Source organism: Paenibacillus hodogayensis (genome assembly GCF_039536325.1).
In the GTDB taxonomy this organism is placed as follows: domain Bacteria; phylum Bacillota; class Bacilli; order Paenibacillales; family NBRC-103111; genus Paenibacillus_AB; species Paenibacillus_AB hodogayensis.
Genome location: NZ_BAAAYO010000010.1, coordinates 875,420 through 898,059 on the forward strand (window position 1 = coordinate 875,420; position 22,640 = coordinate 898,059).

General features: G+C 59.9%; 16 protein-coding genes and 1 riboswitch. Of the genes, 3 read left to right on the forward strand and 13 right to left on the reverse strand.

Annotation, left to right across the window (positions count from 1 at the left end; all coding sequences use genetic code 11):
- Positions 1-163: 163 nt before the first annotated feature.
- Positions 164-309, reverse strand: a riboswitch (cyclic di-AMP (ydaO/yuaA leader).
- 248 nt (positions 310-557) lie between these two features.
- On the forward strand, positions 558-2,171 hold the full coding sequence (locus ABD796_RS22725; protein WP_344912163.1) for a CPBP family intramembrane glutamic endopeptidase: 1,614 nt from the start codon (positions 558-560) through the stop codon (positions 2,169-2,171).
- Positions 2,172-2,383: 212 nt separating this feature from the next.
- Here the strand turns inward: ABD796_RS22725 and uvrC are convergent, their stop codons facing one another.
- Together uvrC and trxA are read right to left on the reverse strand one after the other, a co-directional pair.
- Complete coding sequence (gene uvrC / locus ABD796_RS22730; RefSeq protein WP_344912166.1) at positions 2,384-4,465, reverse strand: excinuclease ABC subunit UvrC; 2,082 nt, start codon at positions 4,463-4,465, stop codon at positions 2,384-2,386.
- 164 nt (positions 4,466-4,629) lie between these two features.
- The gene (trxA, locus tag ABD796_RS22735) at positions 4,630-4,947 is read right to left on the reverse strand and encodes a thioredoxin (protein WP_344912168.1); all 318 of its coding nucleotides are present in this window, start codon (positions 4,945-4,947) and stop codon (positions 4,630-4,632) included.
- Positions 4,948-5,268: 321 nt separating this feature from the next.
- On the opposite strand from trxA, the gene ABD796_RS22740 reads away from it, so the two are divergent.
- Both ABD796_RS22740 and cysK read left to right on the forward strand, forming a co-directional pair.
- Positions 5,269-5,400 carry a YqzM family protein gene (locus tag ABD796_RS22740; protein ID WP_344912170.1) on the forward strand — a complete coding sequence of 44 codons (132 nt, stop codon included), beginning with the start codon at positions 5,269-5,271 and terminating at the stop codon, positions 5,398-5,400.
- A 152-nt stretch (positions 5,401-5,552) separates the two neighbouring features.
- Complete coding sequence (cysK, locus tag ABD796_RS22745) at positions 5,553-6,494, forward strand: cysteine synthase A (protein WP_344912172.1); 942 nt, start codon at positions 5,553-5,555, stop codon at positions 6,492-6,494.
- Between the two features lie 68 nt (positions 6,495-6,562).
- Here cysK and ABD796_RS22750 read toward each other — a convergent pair whose 3' ends face one another.
- From ABD796_RS22750 to ABD796_RS22800, 11 genes are all read right to left on the reverse strand, one after another.
- Positions 6,563-7,636 carry an isocitrate/isopropylmalate dehydrogenase family protein gene (locus ABD796_RS22750; RefSeq protein ID WP_344912929.1) on the reverse strand — a complete coding sequence of 358 codons (1,074 nt, stop codon included), beginning with the start codon at positions 7,634-7,636 and terminating at the stop codon, positions 6,563-6,565.
- 103 nt (positions 7,637-7,739) lie between these two features.
- The gene (locus tag ABD796_RS22755) at positions 7,740-9,074 is read right to left on the reverse strand and encodes an LLM class flavin-dependent oxidoreductase (protein WP_344912174.1); all 1,335 of its coding nucleotides are present in this window, start codon (positions 9,072-9,074) and stop codon (positions 7,740-7,742) included.
- Positions 9,075-9,092: 18 nt separating this feature from the next.
- Positions 9,093-10,289: an LLM class flavin-dependent oxidoreductase gene (locus tag ABD796_RS22760; protein ID WP_344912176.1), complete on the reverse strand. Its 1,197-nt coding sequence runs from the start codon at positions 10,287-10,289 to the stop codon at positions 9,093-9,095.
- A 75-nt stretch (positions 10,290-10,364) separates the two neighbouring features.
- Positions 10,365-11,693 (reverse strand): LLM class flavin-dependent oxidoreductase, encoded by a 1,329-nt coding sequence (locus ABD796_RS22765; protein ID WP_344912178.1) that lies wholly within the window; start codon positions 11,691-11,693, stop codon positions 10,365-10,367.
- Positions 11,690-13,030, reverse strand: a complete 1,341-nt coding sequence (locus ABD796_RS22770; protein ID WP_344912180.1) for an LLM class flavin-dependent oxidoreductase — start codon at positions 13,028-13,030, stop codon at positions 11,690-11,692. Before ABD796_RS22770 ends, ABD796_RS22765 begins: the two co-directional genes overlap by 4 nt.
- A 56-nt stretch (positions 13,031-13,086) precedes the next feature.
- Positions 13,087-14,442, reverse strand: a complete 1,356-nt coding sequence (locus tag ABD796_RS22775) for an ABC transporter substrate-binding protein (RefSeq protein WP_344912182.1) — start codon at positions 14,440-14,442, stop codon at positions 13,087-13,089.
- Positions 14,443-14,682: 240 nt separating this feature from the next.
- Positions 14,683-16,053, reverse strand: a complete 1,371-nt coding sequence (locus ABD796_RS22780; RefSeq protein WP_344912184.1) for an ABC transporter substrate-binding protein — start codon at positions 16,051-16,053, stop codon at positions 14,683-14,685.
- 311 nt (positions 16,054-16,364) lie between these two features.
- On the reverse strand, positions 16,365-17,330 hold the full coding sequence (locus ABD796_RS22785) for a carbohydrate ABC transporter permease (RefSeq protein ID WP_344912186.1): 966 nt from the start codon (positions 17,328-17,330) through the stop codon (positions 16,365-16,367).
- Positions 17,331-17,359: 29 nt separating this feature from the next.
- On the reverse strand, positions 17,360-18,229 hold the full coding sequence (locus tag ABD796_RS22790) for a carbohydrate ABC transporter permease (RefSeq protein WP_344912189.1): 870 nt from the start codon (positions 18,227-18,229) through the stop codon (positions 17,360-17,362).
- Positions 18,226-20,496: a DUF5696 domain-containing protein gene (locus ABD796_RS22795; protein ID WP_344912191.1), complete on the reverse strand. Its 2,271-nt coding sequence runs from the start codon at positions 20,494-20,496 to the stop codon at positions 18,226-18,228. The genes ABD796_RS22790 and ABD796_RS22795 overlap by 4 nt, the downstream gene beginning before the upstream one ends.
- Positions 20,493-22,634 (reverse strand): YIP1 family protein, encoded by a 2,142-nt coding sequence (locus ABD796_RS22800; protein WP_344912193.1) that lies wholly within the window; start codon positions 22,632-22,634, stop codon positions 20,493-20,495. The genes ABD796_RS22795 and ABD796_RS22800 overlap by 4 nt, the downstream gene beginning before the upstream one ends.
- Between the last annotated feature and the right edge of the window lie 6 nt (positions 22,635-22,640).

The following is a 22,640-nucleotide window of genomic DNA, read 5'->3' on the forward strand; positions in this document are numbered from 1 at the left end:
TCTCCTCGTCGGATGATGGGAACAGGCAGCGGGCGTCACAATCGGCGTCCTGCTGCGGCGACTCCGTTTCGCCGAACGAGCGGAGCGAAAGCGCGCCGGAGGGTCGCGTTTTTTTATGGGAACAACAAAAAAAGACACTGGAATCCCAATGCCGTTGGCGGTGTGGTTTCCTGACTGGAGCCTACGAGGTTAGCTGACGGATTCGGGTCGTTAGGCACCCTATTCGCGGCGGCGACGGCCACCGGCGAAATTCACCCCTACAAAAAATGGTTCCCCCGTTTTCATAAAGAAATTCGGCTCGATATGGTGGTTTGTAGCTGACGAAGTGATTATAATCCCGCAGCGTTCAGAGCACAAAGCCGCAATTTCAGGATAATCGCTGTAAAAACAGGAGATCGGGCAAATTAAGCGCGCTGTCGGGCCATTTTCGTTGTCCCGTATACGCATTGCTCCGTTTCCCGGCGTAAAGCCCGTTTCGGAGGAGCGTTCGGGGGCCGCGGGCAAAGTGGCAATTGCCCATAAAGTGTGATACGGTAGAAAAAAAGAGGGGGGCTGGCATGCGACGCTCGCAATCTTCCTTGCTCGGGACTTTGGCCATTATCGGAATTTTGCTGTTTATCGCTACGAACGTCTGGCCGTCCTTGTCCGGAGCGAAGGATAAAGCCGTTATCAACGAGACGCGCCCCGCCGTCACGAAGCATGCCGCCATCTCCGCAGCCGAAGACTACACGGCCCGCCTGAACGGCAACACCAAGGTCCGCGGGACGATAGCCATCTACCAGTCCGACAAGCTGCTAAGCGGCTATGTGCAAAAAAACGGCCTGGTGCACGGCTATAAGGACCATTTTGCCGAAAACGTACCGATCGATTTCTATCGGGTCGAGCTTGCCGCCGAAGGCAAAACCGTTTACAAGGTCGACGTCAATATGACGAACGGCTCCGTGCTCGGCTGGCAAAAGCGCAGCAGCGGCAGCGCGCCTTCCGTACGCGATGGCCGCCTCATCGCGGAGACGTACTTGCAGCAAGCGGGCATTCCGCTTGAAGGGCTGCAAATGCTCATTCCGAACACTACGAAGCCGTACCAATTCGCTTTCGAGCACCGCGGCGTGAAGCTCGGCGAGGCGAAGCTGCGGGAGATCGTGGAAATCCGGGACGGCGAGGTGACGGCTTATCGCAAAGAGCTGCTGGTGCCGAAAAGCCACACCGACTGGGTCGGAAAGCAGGACCGGGCCGCTTCGACGATGACCCGGTGGAATATGATCGTTTCGGTCATCATGGGCATGGCGGCGATCGCGCTGATGATCACGAGGCGCAAGCAGATCGCTTTCGTCCGCGGTCTTTGGCTGACTTTCACGTTTCTGGTGCTGTATTGGATCAATAATTGGAATATGCTGCCGGCGTTCAAATCGCTGGAGACGGACACGATCGATCCGTTTCTGGCAAGCGATACGACGGGCGGTATGATGATCTTGATGAATATCGTCGTGGCGGTGATGGGCGCCGTCGGCTACTTTTCCTTGGCGGCCGGTCAGCCCCTCTGGCAGGATCGCGGCTTGCATCTGTGGCCGAGATGGCGAGAGGACGGATTCGGCGAGGACGTACTCGCCGGAATGAAGCGCGGCTACTTGCTGGCCTGCTTCCTGCTTGGCTTGCAGTCGCTGCTGTTCTTCATCGCCGAGCAGCGGTTCGACATGTGGGCGGTCAACGATCCGTCCGGGTCGATGTATAACCTGCTCAAACCCGAGCTATTTCCGCTAATGGCATGGACGGCGGCTATCTCCGAGGAAGCGATATACCGGTTTTTCGGCATCGCGCTGTTCCGCAGGCTGCTGCCGAGCACGTTTTTGGCCGTCCTCGTGCCGAGTATGATCTGGGCGTTCAGTCATACGCAATATCCGATCTACCCGGTGTATACCCGGTTTATCGAGGTGACCGTGCTCGGCGTCGTATTCGGCTACGCCTTCCTGAAATTCGGCTTCGCCACCGTCCTGTTCGCGCACGCCATCATGGACAGCCTGCTGATGAGCCTTTCCTTGATGAACATGGGCGGATTCGACGATGTCGCGCTCGGCTTGTTCTACATCATCCTGCCCGCCATCGTCGCGTGGACGATCTGGCGGCTGCACCGCAACTTCCGGGGGAGACGAAGTATCCATGCGCCGCCGGGCTGACCGATAACGCCCGTACCGTGACCATGGCGGCTTTGCGGCTAATAAACCTGTCGGGTCAACCTATTCTTAAAACAAAAAACCAGTCCAGACACAAGGAGTGTCAGACTGGTTTTTTGCTTTTATCCGAGCGCTGGCCTCGAAGAACGCGCCGAAAAGCCCGGGAGCTACATCCTGCCCCGGGCCAATCGTTCTGTTTCCATTTCATGGGGCAATCAATCCGCCGAAGCGTCCGGTCCTTGCAGGGCGGACAAAATGTCCCGCGCCAGCTTGTCCCCGATCCCGATCGGGCGGAAGTCCTCCACGGCGGCTTCCTTGATTTTTTTCAACGAGCCGAAATGCTTCAGCAGCTGCTTGCGCCGTTTCTCTCCGATACCCGGTATGGCGTCAAGCTGGGAGGCGACCATCGATTTGGCCCGCGTCTCGCGGTGGAACGTGATCGCGAAACGGTGCACCTCCTCCTGAATGCGCTGGAGCAAATAAAATTCCTGGCTGTCCCGCGGCAGCGGCACGATTTCTGGCGGATCGCCCATCATGAGCTGCGCCGTCTTATGCTTCGCGTCCTTGACGAGACCGCAAACCGGGATATACAGTCCCAGCTCGTTCTCCAGCACATCGAGAGCGGCCCCGATCTGCCCCTTCCCGCCGTCGATAACGATCAGGTCCGGCATCGGCAGCTGTTCCTTCAGCACGCGCTCGTACCGGCGGCGGACGACCTCGCGCATCGTCTCGTAATCGTCGGGCCCTTGCACCGTGCGGATTTTGTACTTGCGGTATTCCTTTCGGTCCGGCTTGCCGTCGACGAACACGACCATCGCCGATACCGGGTCCGTGCCTTGGATGTTCGAGTTGTCGAATGCCTCGATGCGGCGGATCGTGCCGGTGCCGATCCATTCGCCGAGACTTTCCACCGCCTTCACCGTACGCTCCTCGTCCCGCTCGATCAGCCGGAACTTCTCCTCGAGAGCGACCCGGGCGTTATCGCACGCCATGCCGACCAATTGCTTCTTCCGCCCGCGACGCGGGTGATGCACCTTGATCTTCAGCCAAGCCTCCAGCGATTCGGCCACCTCGTCGTCGGTCGTCCGTTCCTTGGCGAGCGGATCGGCCGCAACCGCTGCGTCGGCGACGGCAAGCTCGCCTTCCGTTGGCAACGAGGCAGCCGTCGAGACGGTTTCGTGCGGTACAATACCGGTTGCCGAATCGGTCGGCGATACCAATACTTCGGCAGCCTCCGACTCCGCTGCCACAGCCGCAAGCGGCTCATCGAGCCCGTCGAGCGAAGCCGCCGCCTGCAACCGGGCATCGGCTTGCGTCCGTCCGGAGCGTTCTTCCACCGACGGCAGGAAGATCTCCTTCGGCATAGCCGGGTTTTCGCTGTAATATTGCGTTACGAACGTAATGAAATCTTCGTATTCGTCGCCGTAATACGGAAAAAGCGACACGTGACGCTCGATCATTTTGCCATGGCGCATGTACAGGATTTGCACGCACATCCAGCCTTTATCCACCGTATAGCCGAATACGTCGCGGTCGACCGCATCCGCCATGTTGATCGTCTGCTTCTCCATCACCGCGTTGATGTTGACGATCTGGTCGCGCAGCTCCTTCGCCCGCTCGAAATTCAGCTCCTCGGCAGCAGCCTCCATCTTGCGAATCAGCTCGTCCTTGATCGCCTCGTGGCCCCCGTTCAGGAAGCGGGCAATCTCCGTGACCATGCGCTCGTACTCGCCGGCCGGCACTTCGAATTCGCACGGAGCCACGCATTGCCCGAGATGATAATACAGGCAGACGCGGTCAGGCAGCGTCCGGCACTTGCGCAGCGGGTACAGCCGGTCGAGCAGCTTCTTCGTCTGCTGGGCGGCGAAGGCGTTCGGATACGGGCCGAAATATTTGGCCTTGTCCTTGATCACCTTGCGCGTCACTTCGAGGCGCGGATGAGCCTCTTGGGTGATTTTGATATACGGAAACGATTTATCATCCTTCAGCAGTACGTTATAACGCGGATAGTATTGCTTGATCAGGTTGCACTCGAGGATGAGCGCCTCCATGTTGCTTGCTGTCACAATATATTCGAAATCGCATATTTCCGCGACAAGCCGCTGGGTTTTCCCGTCGTGGCTGCCGGAAAAATACGACCGCACGCGGTTTTTGAGCACCTTGGCCTTGCCGACATAAATAATCGTGCCGTCCCGGTTTTTCATCAGGTAACAACCCGGCTTATCCGGCAGCAGAGCAAGCTTCCGCTTGATCGGCTCGGGCGTTTTGTCTCGTCCCCCGACGCGTTCCTCCGGCATGTTCCGTCCTCCCCTACCTCTATATCCCGTCATTCGGTCCTATATACAAAAAAAGCTCCGTATCGCCAAACGCGCGAAACCGAGCTTTCGTCGTTCTTTTATTATCATACGACGAGCGGGACCTTCTGCACAATCCCGCCCGCGTATGAATGATCGGCTGCCGCTTACAGGTGACGGCCGACTACGTTTTTCAAGGCGTCCTTAGGCTGGAAGCCGACGATTTTGTCGACAGGCTGGCCGTCCTTGAACACGATCAAAGTCGGGATGCTCATGACGCCGAAGCGGGATGCGGACTCCGGATTGTCGTCCACGTTCAGCTTGGCGATTTTCAATTGCTCGCCGACTTCTTTATCCAGATCTTCCAATACCGGGGCGATCATTTTGCAAGGTCCGCACCACGGAGCCCAAAAGTCGACAAGCACCGTTCCGCTGCCTTCGACTTCATTTTTAAAGGATTGATCGGATACCGTTACGATAGCCATAGGAATATCCTCCCTTTCACTAACAAAAAGTGTGTAGCTATATTTTAATCTATTTCGTCCAACATGTAAAGTATACCACAATTACGGTCCATTTCATAACTGAAAACATATTCCGTTCGCAAACGGCGTATACTAGTACAATGTCAGAGCTACTCCTGTGTATTCGGTCCATTTTACGGATACCGTTTAAGGTCCGACTTTGTACCAGGATTCGTGCCTGCCGCAAATGTTGAAGTTTTGTCACTTCTTTTCCTTTACAATCCATTCGGCGATTCGGTATACTAAGCATAGCCTATTTTGTGAAGCACGGGGGGGACTCGCATGACTGATCCTAGAATGCACGTCAACGAAGAACCGAGAAACGACTTTTTGGATGTTGCCATCGGGTTCGGCGCTACGTTCGGTTTTTTCTTTCTGGTCGCGCTTATCGCCACCATCATTCAACTGTTCTGATTCGCCGCGGCCTCGAGCCGCCGTACGCGGGACAAGCCTTTCCGTTTAAGACGGGGAGGCTTTTTTTGTTGTTGCGTTTCATTCCCTCCTATAGTAAATTTTAGTTAACCGATATGATAAATCGGATTTAAATACCGGGAGGCTTGACATTCATGGCTAAAATCGCCCGCAACTTGACCGATCTGATCGGCAACACCCCCTTGCTGGAGCTGGTCAATTTCAACAAACAGACGAAGGCGGGAGCGACGCTGATCGCCAAGCTGGAATATTTCAATCCGGCCGGCAGCGTGAAGGACCGCATCGGCTTCGCCATGATCAAAGACGCGGAGGAGCGCGGTCTCCTGCACAAAGATTCGGTCATCATCGAGCCGACCAGCGGCAATACCGGCGTAGCGCTTGCTTTCGCGGCTGCGGCGCTCGGCTACAAGCTGGTTATCACGCTGCCGGAAAGCTTCAGCATCGAACGCCGCAAGCTGCTGCTCGCCCTTGGCGCCGAGCTGGTACTGACTCCGGCCGGGGACGGCATGCCCGGCGCGATCCGCAAAGCCGAGGAGCTGGCGGCGACGATTCCCAACTCGTTCATCCCGCAGCAGTTTACGAACCCGGCCAATCCGGCCATTCACCGCAAGACGACGGCGGAAGAAATATGGCGCGACACCGACGGAGCGGTCGATATTTTCGTCGGCGGGGTCGGCACGGGCGGCACGATTACCGGGGTCGGCGAAGTGCTGAAGGAGCGCAAGCCGTCGGTTCAGATCATCGCTGTGGAGCCGTCCGGCTCGCCCGTTCTGTCCGGAGGCGCCCGGGGTCCGCATAAAATCCAAGGCATCGGCGCCGGCTTCGTGCCAGGCAACTTTAACCGGGATACGGTCGACGAGATTTTCCCCGTCAAAAACGAGGACGCGCTCGAGACGTCGCGGCTGCTCGCCCGCAACGAAGGTTTGGTCGTCGGCATCTCCTCCGGCGCGGCGGCTTACGCGGCCCTGCAGCTGGCCAACCGTCCGGAAAACGCCGGCAAGACGATCGTCGTACTGCTGCCCGACACCGGCGAACGCTATTTGTCGACCGAACTGTTCCCTGTGGAACATATTTAACGATTTCTCCCTCGATCGGCGGGCAGGGGACGGCAGAGCGACGCGGCAGAATCCGATTCGCAAGAAGCTCAGCTTTCTCCGAGCCTTGCCGTTACGGCAGCCGTAAACTCCGCAGTCGTCGCCGTCCCCCCGAGATCGGCCGTGCGCACGCCATCGCGTATGGCGGCGTACACCGCCCGCTCGGTCACATCCCCGAGCTCCCTCAGCCTTCGATCGGCATGCCGATCCCCCAGCCAGTCCAGCAGCAGCGCGGCCGACAGCAGAAGACCGGCCGGGTTGGCCGCATTCCTCCCGGCAATGTCGGGAGCCGAGCCGTGCGCCGCCTGCGCCATCGCATAGTCGCTGCCCGCGTTAAGCGAAGGAGCGAGTCCGATGCTGCCGACCAGTTCGCCAGCCAGATCGGATAAAATATCCCCGAACAGGTTCGTCGTGACGATCACGTCGAACTCTTCCGCCCGGCGCACCAGAAGGGCCGAAGCCGCATCGATATGGTAGTCGTTCACCCGCACCTCCGGATACTGCCGGGCCACCTCGTAGCAGCAGTCCAGGAACAGGCCGTAGCCGCGCTTGATGACATTCGCTTTGTGAACGATCGATACCAGCTTGCGGCGCCTTACGGCCTCCCGGAAAGCCGCATGGGCGATACGCTCCGACGCTTTCCTCGTAAAGACGCCGGCCGTCACGACCACATCGGGCGTAACGTGCCATTCCCCGTCGCCGCCGAACAAGTTCCGGTCGGCGTAGAAGCCTTCCGTGTTCTCGCGAACGATAACCAGATCGGCTTGCCGCGCGACGCTTGCGATTCCGGCGATCGACCGGTTCGGGCGGATGTTCGCATACAAGTCGAAGCCGTGGCGGAGCTCCGCGCTCGGATTGCGCTCGTGCCGCAGCTCCGGCGGATAGGACGCGGAATCGTGCGGTCCCATGATCCAGCCGCTGCACTCCCGAAGCGTCTCCTTGACGAAAGCCGGCAGCGCCTCGCCGTAGCGCGCTATGGCCGTCTGCCCCATCGGCAGCCGCACCCAGCGGAGCAGAGCCGAGCCGCTATGACGCTGCGCCGCCCCCAGCACCTCCACAACCGAAGCCGTTATTTCCGGGCCGATCCCGTCTCCCGACAGTAAACCTATCGCATAAGCACCCATAACATCCATCCCTTCTCTTCCTCTGCGACAAAAGACAAAGCAAAAGCATTCCGCCGGGCCCTGTCGAACGGGACCGGGCGGAATGCTTGCCTCAACCGCCTTGTTACCGGGCGGCCGGGATAACGCGATACCGGTTTTCCGGACGCTTCAACCCAAGGTTCTCGCGAAGCGTCGCGCCTTCGTACTCCGTCCGGAACAGGCCGCGGTTTTGCAGCTCCGGCACGACCTTGTCCACGAACCGCTCCAGACCGCTCGGGTAAAGCTGCGGCATCACATTGAAGCCGTCCGATGCCCGGCTGCGGAACCATTGCTCGATCACGTCGGCCAATTGAATCGCGGTGCCCGTAAAGGTCAGGTGCCCCCGCCCTCCGGCGAGACGATTGATCAATTGCCGGAAAGTCAGCCCTTCGTTGCGGATCAGGTCGAGGATGAGCTGGTGACGGCTTTTGCTGCCGTTGACGGTCTCGATCCCCTTCGCCTCCTCGAACGCGTGCACCGGAATCGGACCGTCGACCGGGTAGCCGGTCAGATCGACGCCGAATCGCTCGGACAGCCGTTCGACCGCAGCTTCCGCTTCGGTATAGGCGTTCAGCTGGTCCTCGAGATCCTGCGCCTCCGCAGCCGTATCGGCGACGATCGGGCAAAGTCCCGGCAAGACGATTAATTCGTCCGCAGTCCGCCCGTATTTCGCCAGTCTCGCTTTCACGTCGGCATAGAACGACTGCCCTTCCGCCAGCGTCGGCTGGGCCGTGAAGATCACCTCGGCAGTCGCCGCGGCAAGCTCCCTGCCGTTATCCGATGAGCCCGCCTGCACGAGCACCGGATAGCCTTGCGGCGGACGCGGAATGTTCAGATGCCCTCGGACCTTGTAGACGCTGCCTTCGAAATGGATATCGTGCAGCTTCGCGGCATCGATCTGCACCCCGGATTGCTTGTCGGCGATAAAAGCGTCCTCTTCCCAGCTATCCCAAAGACGCTTCGTCACCTCCACGAATTCCGTCGCGTATTCGTACCGCTTCGAATGCTCCAGATGGGACTCTCTGCCGAAATTGAAGGCGGTCTCGTCGGTATGTCCGGTGACGATGTTCCACCCGGCCCGCCCCCCGCTAATATGATCGAGCGAGGAAAATTTGCGGGCCACATGATACGGCTCGTTATAGGTCGTACCCACCGTGCCGATCAGCCCGATGTGCTCGGTGACGGCGGCCAAGGCCGAAAGCAGCGTGAACGGCTCCAGCCTTCTCCCCGTGCCGACGTAGCCGTCCGCCATAAACACCGAATCGAGCAAGCCCCGTTCTGCGGTCAGCGCCAGTTGCTTGTAATAATCGAATTGAAAGCCGCGCTCGGGCGTCGTCTCGGGATGTCTCCAGGCCGCAGCGTGATGGCCTGCGCCGCGCAAAAACACGTTCAAATGCACCTTGCGTTCGGATGTGCCCATTTGCGATTCCTTCTTTCCTTATTCGTGCGCAAAAGCCGCCGTTTTGCTCCGTTCCGCCAGCTTGCGGCGTACGGCTGGGATCAGCGACCGGCCGGAAATGCTCGCTTCCTCCAGATTCGGATAGCCCGACAATATAAACGACGATATGCCGATATCGACATATTCGATCAGCCGGTCGGCTACCTGATCCGGCGTGCCGACAAACGCCATCGCTCCGCCGCCGCGGATGATCGACAGACCGGCCCAGAAGTTCGGCCCGATGACGTAATCGTTGGCGGCCGCCTGCTCGCGCACCTGATTTTGCCGCTGCTGCCCGATCGACAGCGCTCCCGCGTGACGGACGGCCTGCTGCTCCTTCACCTGCGGATCGACCTTGCTGATGATCGAGCGAGCCGCCTCCCACGCTTCCTCCTCCGTCTCGCGAATGACGACCTGCGCGCGCAGCCCGTAACGAATCGTCCGGTCCACGCCCTGATCGCGCTTCAGCTCCTCCCGGTATTGCTCCACCTCGGCGATCTGCTCCTTGATCCAGTCGAGCGGCTCCGCCCACATCAAATAGACGTCGGCGATTTCTGCCGCTGTCCGCTTGGCCGCCGTCGAGCTGCCGCCGAAATAAAACGGCGGATGCGGCCTTTGCACCGTCGGCGGATAGCTGACCCCGCCCTCGATCGTAAAATATTTGCCGTTCACGTTGACCGGCTCGATCGCGTTGGCGTCGGCATGCTCGGCCAGCGCCCGTTCGCTTGGCGCGCCATGGGAGTTGATCCACAGCTGGCGGACGATTTTAATATATTCCAGCGTCCGCTCGTAGCGGGCGTCCTTGTCGAAGGCGAGCGGGTCGCCCATCGACCGCATATCCTCCGGGGAGCTGCCGGTCACGATATTGATCAGCGCGCGGCCGCCCGTCGCTTCGTCGAGCGTCGCCCCGATGCGTGCGGCGAGCCCCGGGGCGATCAGCCCCGGACGCATCGCCACAAGCGGCTTGAACGTCTTCGTATGCGCCGCGAGCGTCGCCCCGATAATCCAGGCGTCCGCGCATTCCCCTCCCGTCGGAATAAGCGCGAACGTATAGCCGGCCTCCTCGACCGCCTGGGCGACGCGGATCAAGTAAGCCGTATCGACGACGCGCTCCGGCTTCACGCCGATGTAAGGCCCGTCTCCCCGCGTCGGCATATACCAGCCGAATTCGGGCTCGATCGGATGTTGATAAGACATGGTGCTTGCCACTCCTTTATTCGATGATGAATGTTCGGTGATGAGGAATAGTCGCCCCCGCTCCGGTCGCAGCCGTTACTGGGCGGCGGCGGTATGGCGCGTATTGGCCGGACGGGCCAGACCGAGACGGTCGCGCAGCGTGCCGCCTTCGTAGGCGGTGCGGAACAGGCCGCGGTTTTGCAGTTCCGGAATAAGCTTGTCGGCGATAATCTCGAGCCCGCTCGGGAACAGCTGCGGCAGCAGATTGAAGCCGTCGGCCGCCTCGCTGCGGAACCAGTTCTCGATAAAATCGGCCGCTTGGACGACCGAACCCGTAAAGGTGACGTGTCCGTGTCCCCCGGCGCTGCGGTTGACGAACTGACGGATCGTCATGTTGTCGCGGACCGCCGCGTCGACGACAGCCTCGTGGCGGCTCGAAATGCCCTGCTTGATCGAGCCGTATGGCTTCGATTTGTCGACCGGCACCGGCCCGTCAAGCGGATAGTCGGCCAGATCGACGGTGAAGTAATGGGACAAGTGACGAAGCGCCGCCTCCTTGTCGAGCAGCCCGAACAGCTCCTCCTCCAGCTCCTTCGCCTCCGCTTCGGTATCCGCGATAATAGGGGCCAGCCCCGGCAAAATCACCAGCTCGTCGCGGCTGCGGCCGTACTTGGCGAGCCGGCCCTTGACGTCAGCATAGAAGGCGCGGCCGGCGGCCAACGTCTGCTGCGCCGTAAACACGACCTCGGCGGTCTTCGCCGCCAGCTCCTTGCCCGCCTCCGAGGAGCCGGCCTGCACGAGCACCGGATACCCTTGCGGCGGGCGGGGAATGTTGAGCGGCCCTTTCACCGCGTATTTGCTCCCCTTGAAGTTGATTTCGTGCACCTTGCCCGGGGCGTATTGGCGGCCTCCCTGCTTGTCGAACAGCAGCGCGTCATCCTCCCAGCTGTCCCACAGCTGCTTCACGACCTCGACGAATTCCTCGCCGGTCTCGTAGCGCACATCCAGCTCGGGATGCTCCTCCATGCTGAAGTTATGGGCCGCCGAGCCGGCTCCGGTGACGATGTTCCAGCCCGCCCTTCCGCCGCTGATATGGTCCAGCGAAGCAAACTGGCGGGCGATGTGGAACGGCTCGTTGTACACCGTCCCGACCGTGGCGATCAGGCCGATATGCTCGGTCGCCGCGGCCAGCGCCGACAATTGGGTGAACGGCTCCAGCTTGCTGCCTCTGCCCGAATACCCGTCGGCGAGAAACACCGAATCGAGCAGGCCGCGCTCAGCAATACGCGTCAAAGCGATCAAATAATCGATATCGTGCTCCAGCTCGGGATGCGCGTCCGGATGACGCCACGAGCCCGCATGGTGACCCGTTACCCGCAAAAATACGTTCAAATGCACATGACGGTCCCGACGGCTGCCGCTCATGCTCCCACCTCCCGCTGCGAATGGTCGTCCGCCGCGTAGCGGACATTGGCCGGACGGTTCAGTCCGAGATTATCGCGCAAAGTCGTACCCTCGTATTCGGTGCGGAACAGCCCGCGGTTTTGCAGCTCGGGCACGACCCGGTCGACGAACAGCTCCAGCCCGCCCGGATACACCTGAGGCATGACGTTGAAGCCGTCCGCTCCTCCTTGGCGGAACCAAGCTTCCAGCGTATCGGCCAATTGCAGCGGCGTACCGGTAAAGGTGAAATGACCTCTCGCTCCCGCAAGCCGGTTGATCAGCTGCCGCAGCGTCAGCCGCTCGCGCTCGATCAGATCGAGCACGAGCTGGTGCCGGCTTTTGTTGCCGTTCACCTGCTCGGTGCGGCGGGCCGCTTCCACCGACAGCGGCTCGTCGATCCGCGAGGCGGACAGCTCCAGCCCCAGACGCTCGGACAGCCTGCGGACGGCTCCGTCCAGATCGATCAGCCGGAACAGTTCGTCCTCGATGTCCCGCGCCTCGGCTTCCGTCTCGGCCAGAATCGGGCTGATGCCCGGCATAATGATCAGCTCGTCGGGGCGGCGTCCGTAGCCGGCCAGTCGCGACTTCACGTCCGCGTAGAACGTCTGCGCCTCCCCAAGCGACTGCTGCGCGGTAAAGATCACCTCCGCGAAGCGGGCGGCAAAAGATCTGCCGGTCTCCGAGGAGCCGGCCTGCACGAGCACCGGATAGCCCTGCGGAGGGCGGGCAATGTTGAGCGGCCCCCTGACCTTGTAGCGATCACCTTGAAAGTTGATATCGTGCACTTTGCTGTTGTCGATATGGATGCCGCCAACCTTGTCGTTGACGATGGCGTCGTCCTCCCAGCTGTCCCACAGCCGCTTGACGATTTCGACGAACTCCTCTGCCGTCTCGTACCGCTCCGAGTGCTCCGGATGCTCCTCCCTGCTGAAATTGGGCGCCGCCGCCCCCGCTCCGGTCACGATGTTCCAGCCGGCCCGGCCTTTGCTGATATGGTCGAGCGAGGCGAATTTGCGGGCGACGTGAAACGGCTCGTTGTACGTCGTGCCGACGGTAGCGATCAGTCCGATGCGCTTCGTCGCCGCCGCCAAGGCGGACAGCAGCGTGAACGGCTCCAGCTTGTTCGCGCGTCCCTCGTACCCGTCGGCCAAAAACAGCGAATCCAGCAAGCCGCGCTCGGCGGTTTGCGCAATCGCGCGAATATGCGAAAACTCGGTGTTTTTTTCCGGCGCCGCGCCGGGAAGCCGCCAAGATGCCTCATGATGTCCGGTTCCGAACAGAAAAGCGTTAAGATGCAGCTTTCTTGCCGATTGACTCATGTCCCCTGCCTCCTTATCGTGCGGGAAATCGTACCTAAGCCGTCTCCCGCCGGCCGTCAAAATTCGCCCAGCGTCGTCCGCAGCGTCGCGACATCCTTGTTGATCGCCTCGCTGGCCTTGCGCACCGCCGAGTTCACATCCAATCCGTTGATCGCCAAATCCTCGGCGGCCTCGGTCAGCCTTACGGTAATGTTCGACTCGTACGGGTGAATGAAATGCTCCTGCAGCGGCTTGCCGATAAATACGTTTTGCACCTGCTTGCCCTTCAACACCGGAATATCGAGGCCGTAATCGTTTTGCAGCTCGGTGGTCACGACAGCCGGCACCCGGCCGTTGCGGGCCAAAATGCGCTGTCCGTCGTCCGACAAAATCTCGGCTATCACCTGGAACGCCTCGTCCTTATGCTTGCTCTTGCTGTTGACCGACAGCGCATGGATTTGCGCCCCGCGCGTCGAGCCGAGCTTGTCGGGAAACGTTGGCGTCGGCGCGATGTCCCAGTTGAACTCGACCCCTTGCTGCCGCAGCTCCTCAAGCGGGCCGACCATGTTGGCGAGCCACGAGACGCGCATCCCGATAATCTGATCCTTCATGAAATGGTCCCGCGTCCAGTTCCACTTTTTGTCGGCGGTAATGTAACCCGGGGTATCGAAAATTTTCTTCTGCAGCTCGAATACCCGGCGCCAATCGGGCGTATCGATGGCCGCGTTGCCGGTCTGCCGGTCGAGCACCGGATTTTCCAGCGACTTGGCCAGCCCGGTCAAATTATCCGCCACAAGCCCGATGTAGTGGATGCCATTCACCGTTCGCGTCAGCTTGGCGCCGAGCTCGACCGCCTGGTCCCACGTCAGCTGCTGCGCGGTCGGATACGGAACGCCGAACTTGTCGAAGATGTCCTTGTTGTAGTACATGATGTGCTGATTGATATTGAACGGTATGGCCAGGACGGCGTCGCCCTTGCCTTTCGTAATATCCTTGATGTAGTCGTAACCGACCGGCTTCAGCCGGCTTTCGTCGAACTTGTGCCGCTTGATCAGCTCCCGCAAATCCTCGTAAACCCCGGTGCGGATCACCGTCTGCGACATGCTCCCGAAGATAAGATCGGGCGTATAGGTGGACAGCACTTCCGTGGCCGTCGCGTTCGAAGCGGACTGAATGCGCTCGATCGTCACGTTCGGATACTTCTTATGGATCGGATCGGCGATCATGGTGGCGAATTCGATGTCCGTGAACGTGGCGCCCGTCGTGTAAAGAGACAGTTTCAGCGGCTCCGCGCCCAGCTTTTTGTAAGAGGCCGGGCTATCGGAGCCGGCTCCCGATGCGGTCTGTCCGTTTCCGGGGGATTGGGCGGATGAGCACGCCGCAAGCAATAGAACCAGCAACAGCAGATGAATCGTCAACATTCTCTTTACCATGGAAAGTACACCGCCTATCGTTCGGATAGGGCAGCCCGGCGACTCCGGCGGAAGAGGGCCGGCTTAAAGCCGGCGCTCTCCCTGTCCGGGGTCCATAAGAAGTCTGACGGCTGCCGGTCGGAAGAAAGGACATGACCGTTTCGTAACGAGAGCGCAGGAAGCTCTCTCGCGGCGCTTCATCCGCTCGGCCTCGAACGGCCGGCCTGTCGGCCGCTTGAGCCGAACGGATCGTTATTGTCGTTACGGAGCGCCGATCGTCGTCTTCAGCGTCTCGACCTCCTTGTTGATCGCTTCCGACGCTTTGCGGATGGTGGCATTGACGTCCAGACCGTTAATCGCCAGATCGGCTCCGGCGTCGGTCAACTTCGACGTAATTTCCAGCTCGTACGGATGAACATAGTGCTCCTGAAGCGGCGAGCCGACGAATACGTTTTGCACGGTTTTGCCCTTCAGCACCGGTATGTCCAGACCGTACTCCTTCTCTAGGGCCGGGTTGATGACCGCCGGAACGCGCCCGTTTCTCGCCAAGATCTTCTGACCGTCGTCCGACAAAATTTCCGCGATCACCTGGAACGCTTCATCCTTGTGCTTACTCTTGCTGTTGACGGAAAGCGAGTGAATTTGCGCTTCTCTCGTCTTGCCGAGCTGATCGGCGAAGTTCGGAGCGGGCGCGATGTCCCAGTTGAATTCCACGCCCTGCTGGCGCAGCTCCTCCATCGGCCCGACCATGTTGGCAAGCCACGTCACGCGGATGCCGATCGTCTGATCTTTGTAAAACTCCTCGCGGCCGTAATTCCACTTTTTGTCCGGAGCGACGTAACCGGGGATTTCGAATATCTTTTTGTTCAGCTCGAAAATGCGCCGCCATTCCGGCGTATCCAGCGCCGCCTTGCCCGTCGTGCGGTCCACGTACGGCAGCCCGAGCCCTTTGGCCAGACCGGTCAAATTGTCTACGGACAGCCCGACGTAGCGCTTGCCGTTGTCCGTCCGGGTCAGCTTGCGCGCCATATCGAGCACTTCGTCCCACGTCTGCTGCTTGTTCGTCGGATACGGAACCCCGAACTTGTCGAAGATGTCCTTGTTGTAGTAAAGCACGTGCTGGTTGGCGTTGAACGGGATGGCGATGATGGCGTCGCCCTTGCCCTTCGTAATTTCCTTGATGTAATCGTACAAAATCGGCTTGATGCGCGATTCGTCGAACTTGTGCAGCTTGATCAGTCCGCGCAAATCCTCATACGCCCCGGTGCGGATGATCCGCTGGTGCGAGGACGAAGACGAATAAATGATGTCCGGCGTATAAGTCGACAGCACCTCCTCGTTGGTCGTCTGGGCCGCCGGCGAGATGCGCTCGATCGTCACGTTCGGATATTTGGCCTTGATCGGCGCGGCGATCAGCGTATTGAATTCCACGTCCGGGAACGTGCCGCTCGTGCTGAAGAACGTCAGCTTCAGCGGCTCTTCGCCGAGCTTCTTGAAGCTGGCCTTCTGCTCCGCATTGCCGGCCGCCCCCCCTGCAGCCGGAGCCCCGGCGTCGCCGCCGTCTTTGCCGCACGCGGCCAGCAGGCTGACCGCGAGTACTGCGTTTACCGTCAATACTAGTTTCTTCTTCATCTCCAAGACACCGCCTGTTATCGAGTTTATAATCATGCTGTACCGTACCGCCGCTTGCCGCCTTCTAAGGGCCGCAAGCCGGCAAACCCCTTTTGCAAGCCGCCTCGTCGTATTGTCGCATCTTCGTTTCCAGGCATTCCCCCTTTCCTATAAATCTTATTTATCAAACCTGTTTACTAGGTATTTGGACATGCAGAATTGGCTAAACATCCGCCTCGCCGCACAAGGCCCCCCATGCATGACGGTTCGCTGCATGACGTCAACCGGTTTGACCGTATAGGCCGGGCCGGCCGGAAGCCGGCCGCGCACCGCTACTCGACGAGCCCCGTCCGTTCTACCCCTTCGATGAACCAGCGCTGGGCGAAAAAGTAGACGACCAGCAGGGGCACGATAATGAGGAACGCCGCCGCCATCTTGATCGACTCCGCGTACACGGTCATCTCCCCCGCGCCCGCCGCCAGCTTCAGCTCGGCGGCCAGCCGGGCGAGCGTAATCGACAGCGGCACGTTCTGAGCGGTGAACATGAAGATCGACGGCAAATAAAAGTCGTTCCAGTTCCAGACGAACGAGAATAGCACGACGACGACGATCGCCGACTTGGAGAGCGGGAACATGACGCGGAAGAACAGCTTGATCGCGTTGGCCCCGTCCATCCGCGCCGCTTCGTCCAGCTCCTTCGGCAAGTTCGAATAGAACGAGCGGTAGATGATGACGAACATCGCTCCCTTCAGCCCGTGCCCGAACAGCGCCGGCACGACCATCGGCAGAAACGTGTCCATCCACCCGAACCCTTTGAACAGCATGATCGACGGCAGGATGATGACCTGCGGCGGCATAATGAAGGTGAACAGCAAGAGCGACACCCACAAGTTTTTGAGCGGAAAATCGAGCCGCGCGAACGCGTAGCCGGCTACCGCGCAAGAAAAAATTTGCAGCACCGAGACGGACGCCGACAGCGAGATGCTGATGAAGAAGCTTTTCACGTAATGCAGAATGCGCGTCGCCTCCGCCAGATGTCCGAAATAAAGCGACTTCGGCACCCAGATGACGGTCGGGTCCAAAATGTTTTGCGCATCCTTGACCATTGTCGTGACCATGTACAGGATCGGTTTGATATAAATGAACGCCACGTTGATCAGAATGACGTACAGCAAGATTTTGAACAAAATGCCCTTGTCGAACTCCACGCCGATAAACCGGTATTTCAAAAAGTCGAGCGTATTGCGCAAGGCCGCTTCCGGCACACGATTCAGCCCGCTCCGCTTTTGCGGCTCCATGGCCTTTCCCTCCCCTTGTATGGCCTCTTCTACGCCCGGCTTCCGGCAAGCGCTTTGTCCACCCGGCTGTACAGCAGCAGCGTCAGTCCCACGAACAGCAATATAATGGAGAAATAAATCCAGGCGAGCGCGCTCGAGCTGCCGTAGTTCGTCGTATTGACCTTGGATACGATCGGGTTGGACGGAAACGTGAACAGATCGACGACCGTGTACATTAGGTTCAGGAACATATACGGCACGAGACCGGGCAGCGTAATTTTCCAGAACGTATTCCACGGCGTGGAGCCGTCGATGCGCGCCGCCTCGTACATCGAGGGCGACAGCGTCTGCCGGCCGGCCAGGAAGATCAGAATCTGCACCCCGGAATACCACAGCACGAGCACGAAGGAGCCGAGCACCGTCTGGATCGGCTTCGCCCACGATTCCGGCACGTAGTCGTGCAGGTAAGCATCGATCTTGAGCGCCTGCATGATCATCAGCGAGCCTTCGCCCTGATTGATGAACTCCTGCACGATCTGCCCGGAAGAGAAGATGACCGGCAGGAAAAAGACGATCCGGAACAGCGTCCGCGCCGGAAAGCGGATATTGAGCAAAATCGCCACCATCAGCGAAAATACGAGAATGATCGGAATCATCATCGCCGACTCGCGCAAAAACGGAAACAGGTCGTTATACAGCAGGCTGCCGTTGGAGACGAGTATTTCCTTGTAGTTTTTGAACCCCACATACGTGTACACGACCGAATTGACCGTGATCCTCACCTGGAAAAAGCTCATATACAGCGAGTACCCGAGCGGATAGGCGACGAAGGCGAAAAAACCGAATATCCACGGCGCGATAAACATCGAGCCTTCCAGTTTGCGAAGCGTGGACGTGCTCAATCTGTCGGTTAGTTTCATGGCGCAGCTTCTCCCTTGACGACGACGAAATCTTGTCCGGGCACCCGCAGCTTACCCTCGGTATACTCCGTCGAGTTGTAGTTGACGATGATCCGGTACTTGCCCTCGTATACCGTTTCCTTCACGTTCGGCGCAAGCGCGCGGTGTCCGACGATGGCCTTGTCCTGAACGGCCGAGAGCGCTTCGTCGGTTCTGCGGTACTCCTCCGTCAGGCTGTCGAGCCAGTCCTTGTAATTCAGACTGTACTGCCAGATGGAATAGGCGTCCTTCAGCTTATCCGAAGCCGAGCTGGTGAAGATATACGTCGGGTAAGCCCCGTATTCGATGCTGCGCAGGAAGGCATTGCGCGATTCGTCCCGCAGGTTGGCCCATTCCGACGTATAGCCGATCAAGCCGTGCAGCGCGATCTGCGCGAACGGCACTGCCTCGTCGAAGAAAATATCGTACGAATAATCATCGGCGAGCCTCGGAAGGTGATCGATCTGGTCCCACACATAAGCGTTCGCGTTATTGGCGGCAACGGCTCCGAGCGATTGCTTCGTCCGGTCGAAGATGTCCCTCTGGACGCCGATCGCCTCGCCGCGGCTGGCCCGGTAGCGGCTGTTGTAATCGGTGCTGAGCAGGCTGCCGATGCCGTCCTCGAAATAAATGCCGTCCGCCCCGAGTCCTTTGAAGTCCGGCAAATCGGAGGCGACCTTCTTCCGGTAAAAGCCCGGGCTGACGAACGAGCTCGGGTCCTGCCTGCCGGTGAGCTGCGTTTCCAGCACGTTGCCGGCCAAATCCCGCAAACCGTCGCGTCTCGGCCAGAAGCCTTTGCCGTCGTTGTTGATCGAATAATTCGCCGCCAAGTACACCGGGATGCTTAGAGAATGGGCGAAATCGATGAACGCCTTCATGCCCTTGTTGCCCCCGAGCCGCGAATCGACCGGGAAATAGTCGCCGTGCGTGCTGTAGCCGTCGCCCTGCCAGCCGGCATAATGAACGGTCAGGTTGCGGATGCCCCGGTCGTAAATATCTTGAACGAGCCGGACCGCCTCCGATGTCGGGGTCGCCGTCTTATACCGGTCGAGCAGCAGCCCTTTCTCGATATCGCCGCCGATCAGGTCGATATACAGCGGGATGCCCTGCCGGGTCGGCTGCCGCGGCTTGACGCCCTTCTCGTTTTGCAGATAGGAACGGTACACCGCAGCCATGCCGACGTAATCGTTCGTTTGCGGGCCGAGCACGTAATAGCGGACAGTCCGCCGGGGAACGGCGAATTTGTCGGCGGAGTAGGTGAAGAAGCCGTCCGCCGTGCTTTTGCTGACGCTTTGGAAGAATCGCTTGCGGTACTGCCATTCGGCCGTCACCCAGTTGGAGATGCCCACCGAGCCAGACGGGGCCGCATAGACGTTGGCCGCCTCCGCGCCCTCGGTCACGACGGCGAGAAAGCCCTGGCTGCCCGATTTCAGCCCGAACACCGGGAACGTCACCGGCTGCCGCTCCGTGTTCTCCTTGTAGAAGGAACCGTCGCTGCCGTAGATGCTTTCGTTGTAAGTCAGCTGCTGCATGATGCGGTTTGGCTTGAAGCGGATAAGCGCCCCGGAGCCGTCCGGCACGAAGAGATAGCCGTCCTGGCCGTCGGTAGGCTTGCTGCCGAACAGCGGATACAGCTTGGCGTTCAGCAGGCTGAAGCTGCCTCCCTCGACGATGCCTTCGTCGAGAATCGACGTCTCCACGTAGTTGTTTTTCAACGCCACCTCGACGGGAATTTTGAACTGTCCCTTGCCGAACACGAACGTCGCCCGGAAGCCGTCCGCCGTCGTCTGGAACCCTTCCACGAAGCCGTCCTCGCCGATCAGGCCTACGGTTTTCGTCGCCGATTTGAAGTTCGAGATGTTGGCGTATTCCACGATAATCGGCGACAGCAGGTTGTTTTTCCAGCCTGCGGGGAGCGTCTCCTTGGCCCAGTAAGCCGGGTCCGGGTAAGAGCGCAGCACGCTGCCGTTCGCTTTGTCGAGCACCTGAAAATGCCCGGTTACGCTGTCTGCCAGCAGCTTCAGCGAAGCCGATTCGGCCACAGGCTTGAAGCGTTCCTCCGGCGGCAGGACAGGCGGCAGCACGGTGCTGCCCGCGCTTGCGAACGCGCCGGCCGGCGCCGTTTTGGCCGGTAAGGTCGAGGCTTGTTTTTGCCAGCTCCATATTTGCACGCCCAGCCACAAGGTGGCGGCCAGCACGACCGCGGAAGCCGATACCGTCCATAGAAGCCGCACTTTCGATAACGTCACCGGATTACCACCTCCTGGTACAAGGAATACACGAAATGGACCAGCTCGCCGCTCAAGCTGATGAAGATGAACAGCAGCGTGCTCATGACGGCCAGCGCCAGCAAGGAAAAGACGATGTTCAGCACCGCTTCTCCGACGCTATAGTTTTGAATGCCCTGCACCATCCAGAAAAACAACAGCGCTGTCCAGCCGACCAGACCGATCTGCAGGAAGCCGAATATAGCCTGCTCGCTCAGCGTCAGGATATGGGACAGCAGCGTGAGCGGGATGCCGACGATGATGACCGGGAACAGCGCGTACGCGCTGCCGTTGAACACATCCCGCAGCCGCCCTTCGCCGCGCATGAGCGAGCTGACTAGAAAGTTGGAGATCACCCAGCCGATCCACAGTGCGGCAAACTGCGCTGCGAGCGGCCCGAGCTTCACGCCCGTATAAACGGCCGGATTGAAGACAAAGCTCGTATCGGCCTTGACGAAGGAGAAGGAAGCGATCGCCGCCCCGCCGATGAGCAGGCTGCTCGTCAAACTGGCCTTGTTCTCGTGGCGGATGGCGTGGAAACCCTCGATCGGTTGCTTGATCAAATATCCCGTGTGCCTAAGCTGCGTCAGCAGAGGGCGCCGGAACCGGAACCAGGCGGCAAGCTTGCCTCGGTAGGCCCATTTGCGACTCAGCCGCTCGACCGCGAAGAGCAGCAGGGCGACGGCGACGGCACTATTCATCAGCAGCGCGAAATGGCGCTGGAACCAGACGAGCCGCGTCTGCCAGAACGAGTCGGAGTAGCCTTGACCGATGCCGGCCTTGTAGAACAGTTGTTCCGCTTCCGCGAAGTTTTCCTTCTTATAAGCCGCTTTGGCCAGCCCGATCAACGCCGGCGTATAGAAGGCGTCAAGCCGGACGACCTCTCGCCACAGCGGCTCGCTTTCCTCGTAACGCCCTTCCTGGGTCAGCTTGTTGGCCTGATGGACCAGAGCTCCGAACTCGGTCGGCACGAGCCGCTGGATCAGGTTGTTGACGTTGTCCAGCACGAGCAGCTCGCCCTTGGACGTGGCGGCGATGGCCGAGGCGCTTTTGACCAGACCGAGCTTGGACGTGGCGGCGATTTCGCGGCTTCCCCAGAAAAACAGCAGGTTGCCGTTCTCGTCGTACTGGCTGATCGTCCCGAGCAGAGCGTCGACGACGGTCATGTTGCCGTCCGTGTCCACTGCGATGTCCTGGAGCTGCGGCACCGAATTGCGGTCTGCCCACCAGGCGACCTCGCCGTAGCTGGCTTCCTTGGAGGCCACGAACTCGCCGCGCGTCTCCAGCTGGTTCTGACCGGCGATGTTCAGCTTCTTGACCTGATCGGTCTTGATGTCCTTCGTCACCGTATAGACGAAGCCGTTGCGGTCGATCGCCGTATTGACGATCGCTCCCGGCAGCTTGCTCAGCTCTCTGCGGTACATCTCGCGGGTATAGAAGAAGCGCTTGAACGAATCGAACAGCGAGAACGCCACCTTGTTCGCGCCGAAGAAGTTCTGGAAGCTGCCCTCCGGGTCGAGCTGCAGGAGCCCCTGGAACGCTCCCAGCGTCGTAATGTACAGAAACCCGCGCTTGTCGACGACCAGCTTCGTCGGCTCGTACTTGAACGATGCGGGCAAATAGCCCGAGGACGGCCGCTTGTACTCGCGCAGCAGCTTGCCCTCGCCGTCCAGCTTCACGACCCGCTGGTTGCCGGTATCCGCGACGTACAGGTCCCCCTGCGCGTCGACGAACAGGCCGTTCGGCCGGCTCAAAGGACTTTCCTTGACATCCAGAGCCCGCACGAACCGGCCCCGCTCGTCAAGCTGCACGATCCGGTTGTTGCCGGTATCGGCGATATAAATCTGATCCCGGCCGTCGACGAACAGATCCTGCGGCTGGTTGAGCGAAGCGGCGAACGCCGGGTCGCGGCTCTCCGCTCCGGCTCCCCCCGTCAGATCGAGCCCGAGGACGTCGACCGGCTTATAGGCGGACTGGATTTGCACCAATTGGCCGTACCCGTCCTTGTAGTACGTCGTGTAAGGTGTAAAGGCGCCTGCCTGCCGGACGTCCGCCGCTCCCGCAAGCAGCGCCGCCAGCACAAGCATGATTGTCGGACGAAGCCACCGCCGCCTGTTCACTGATGC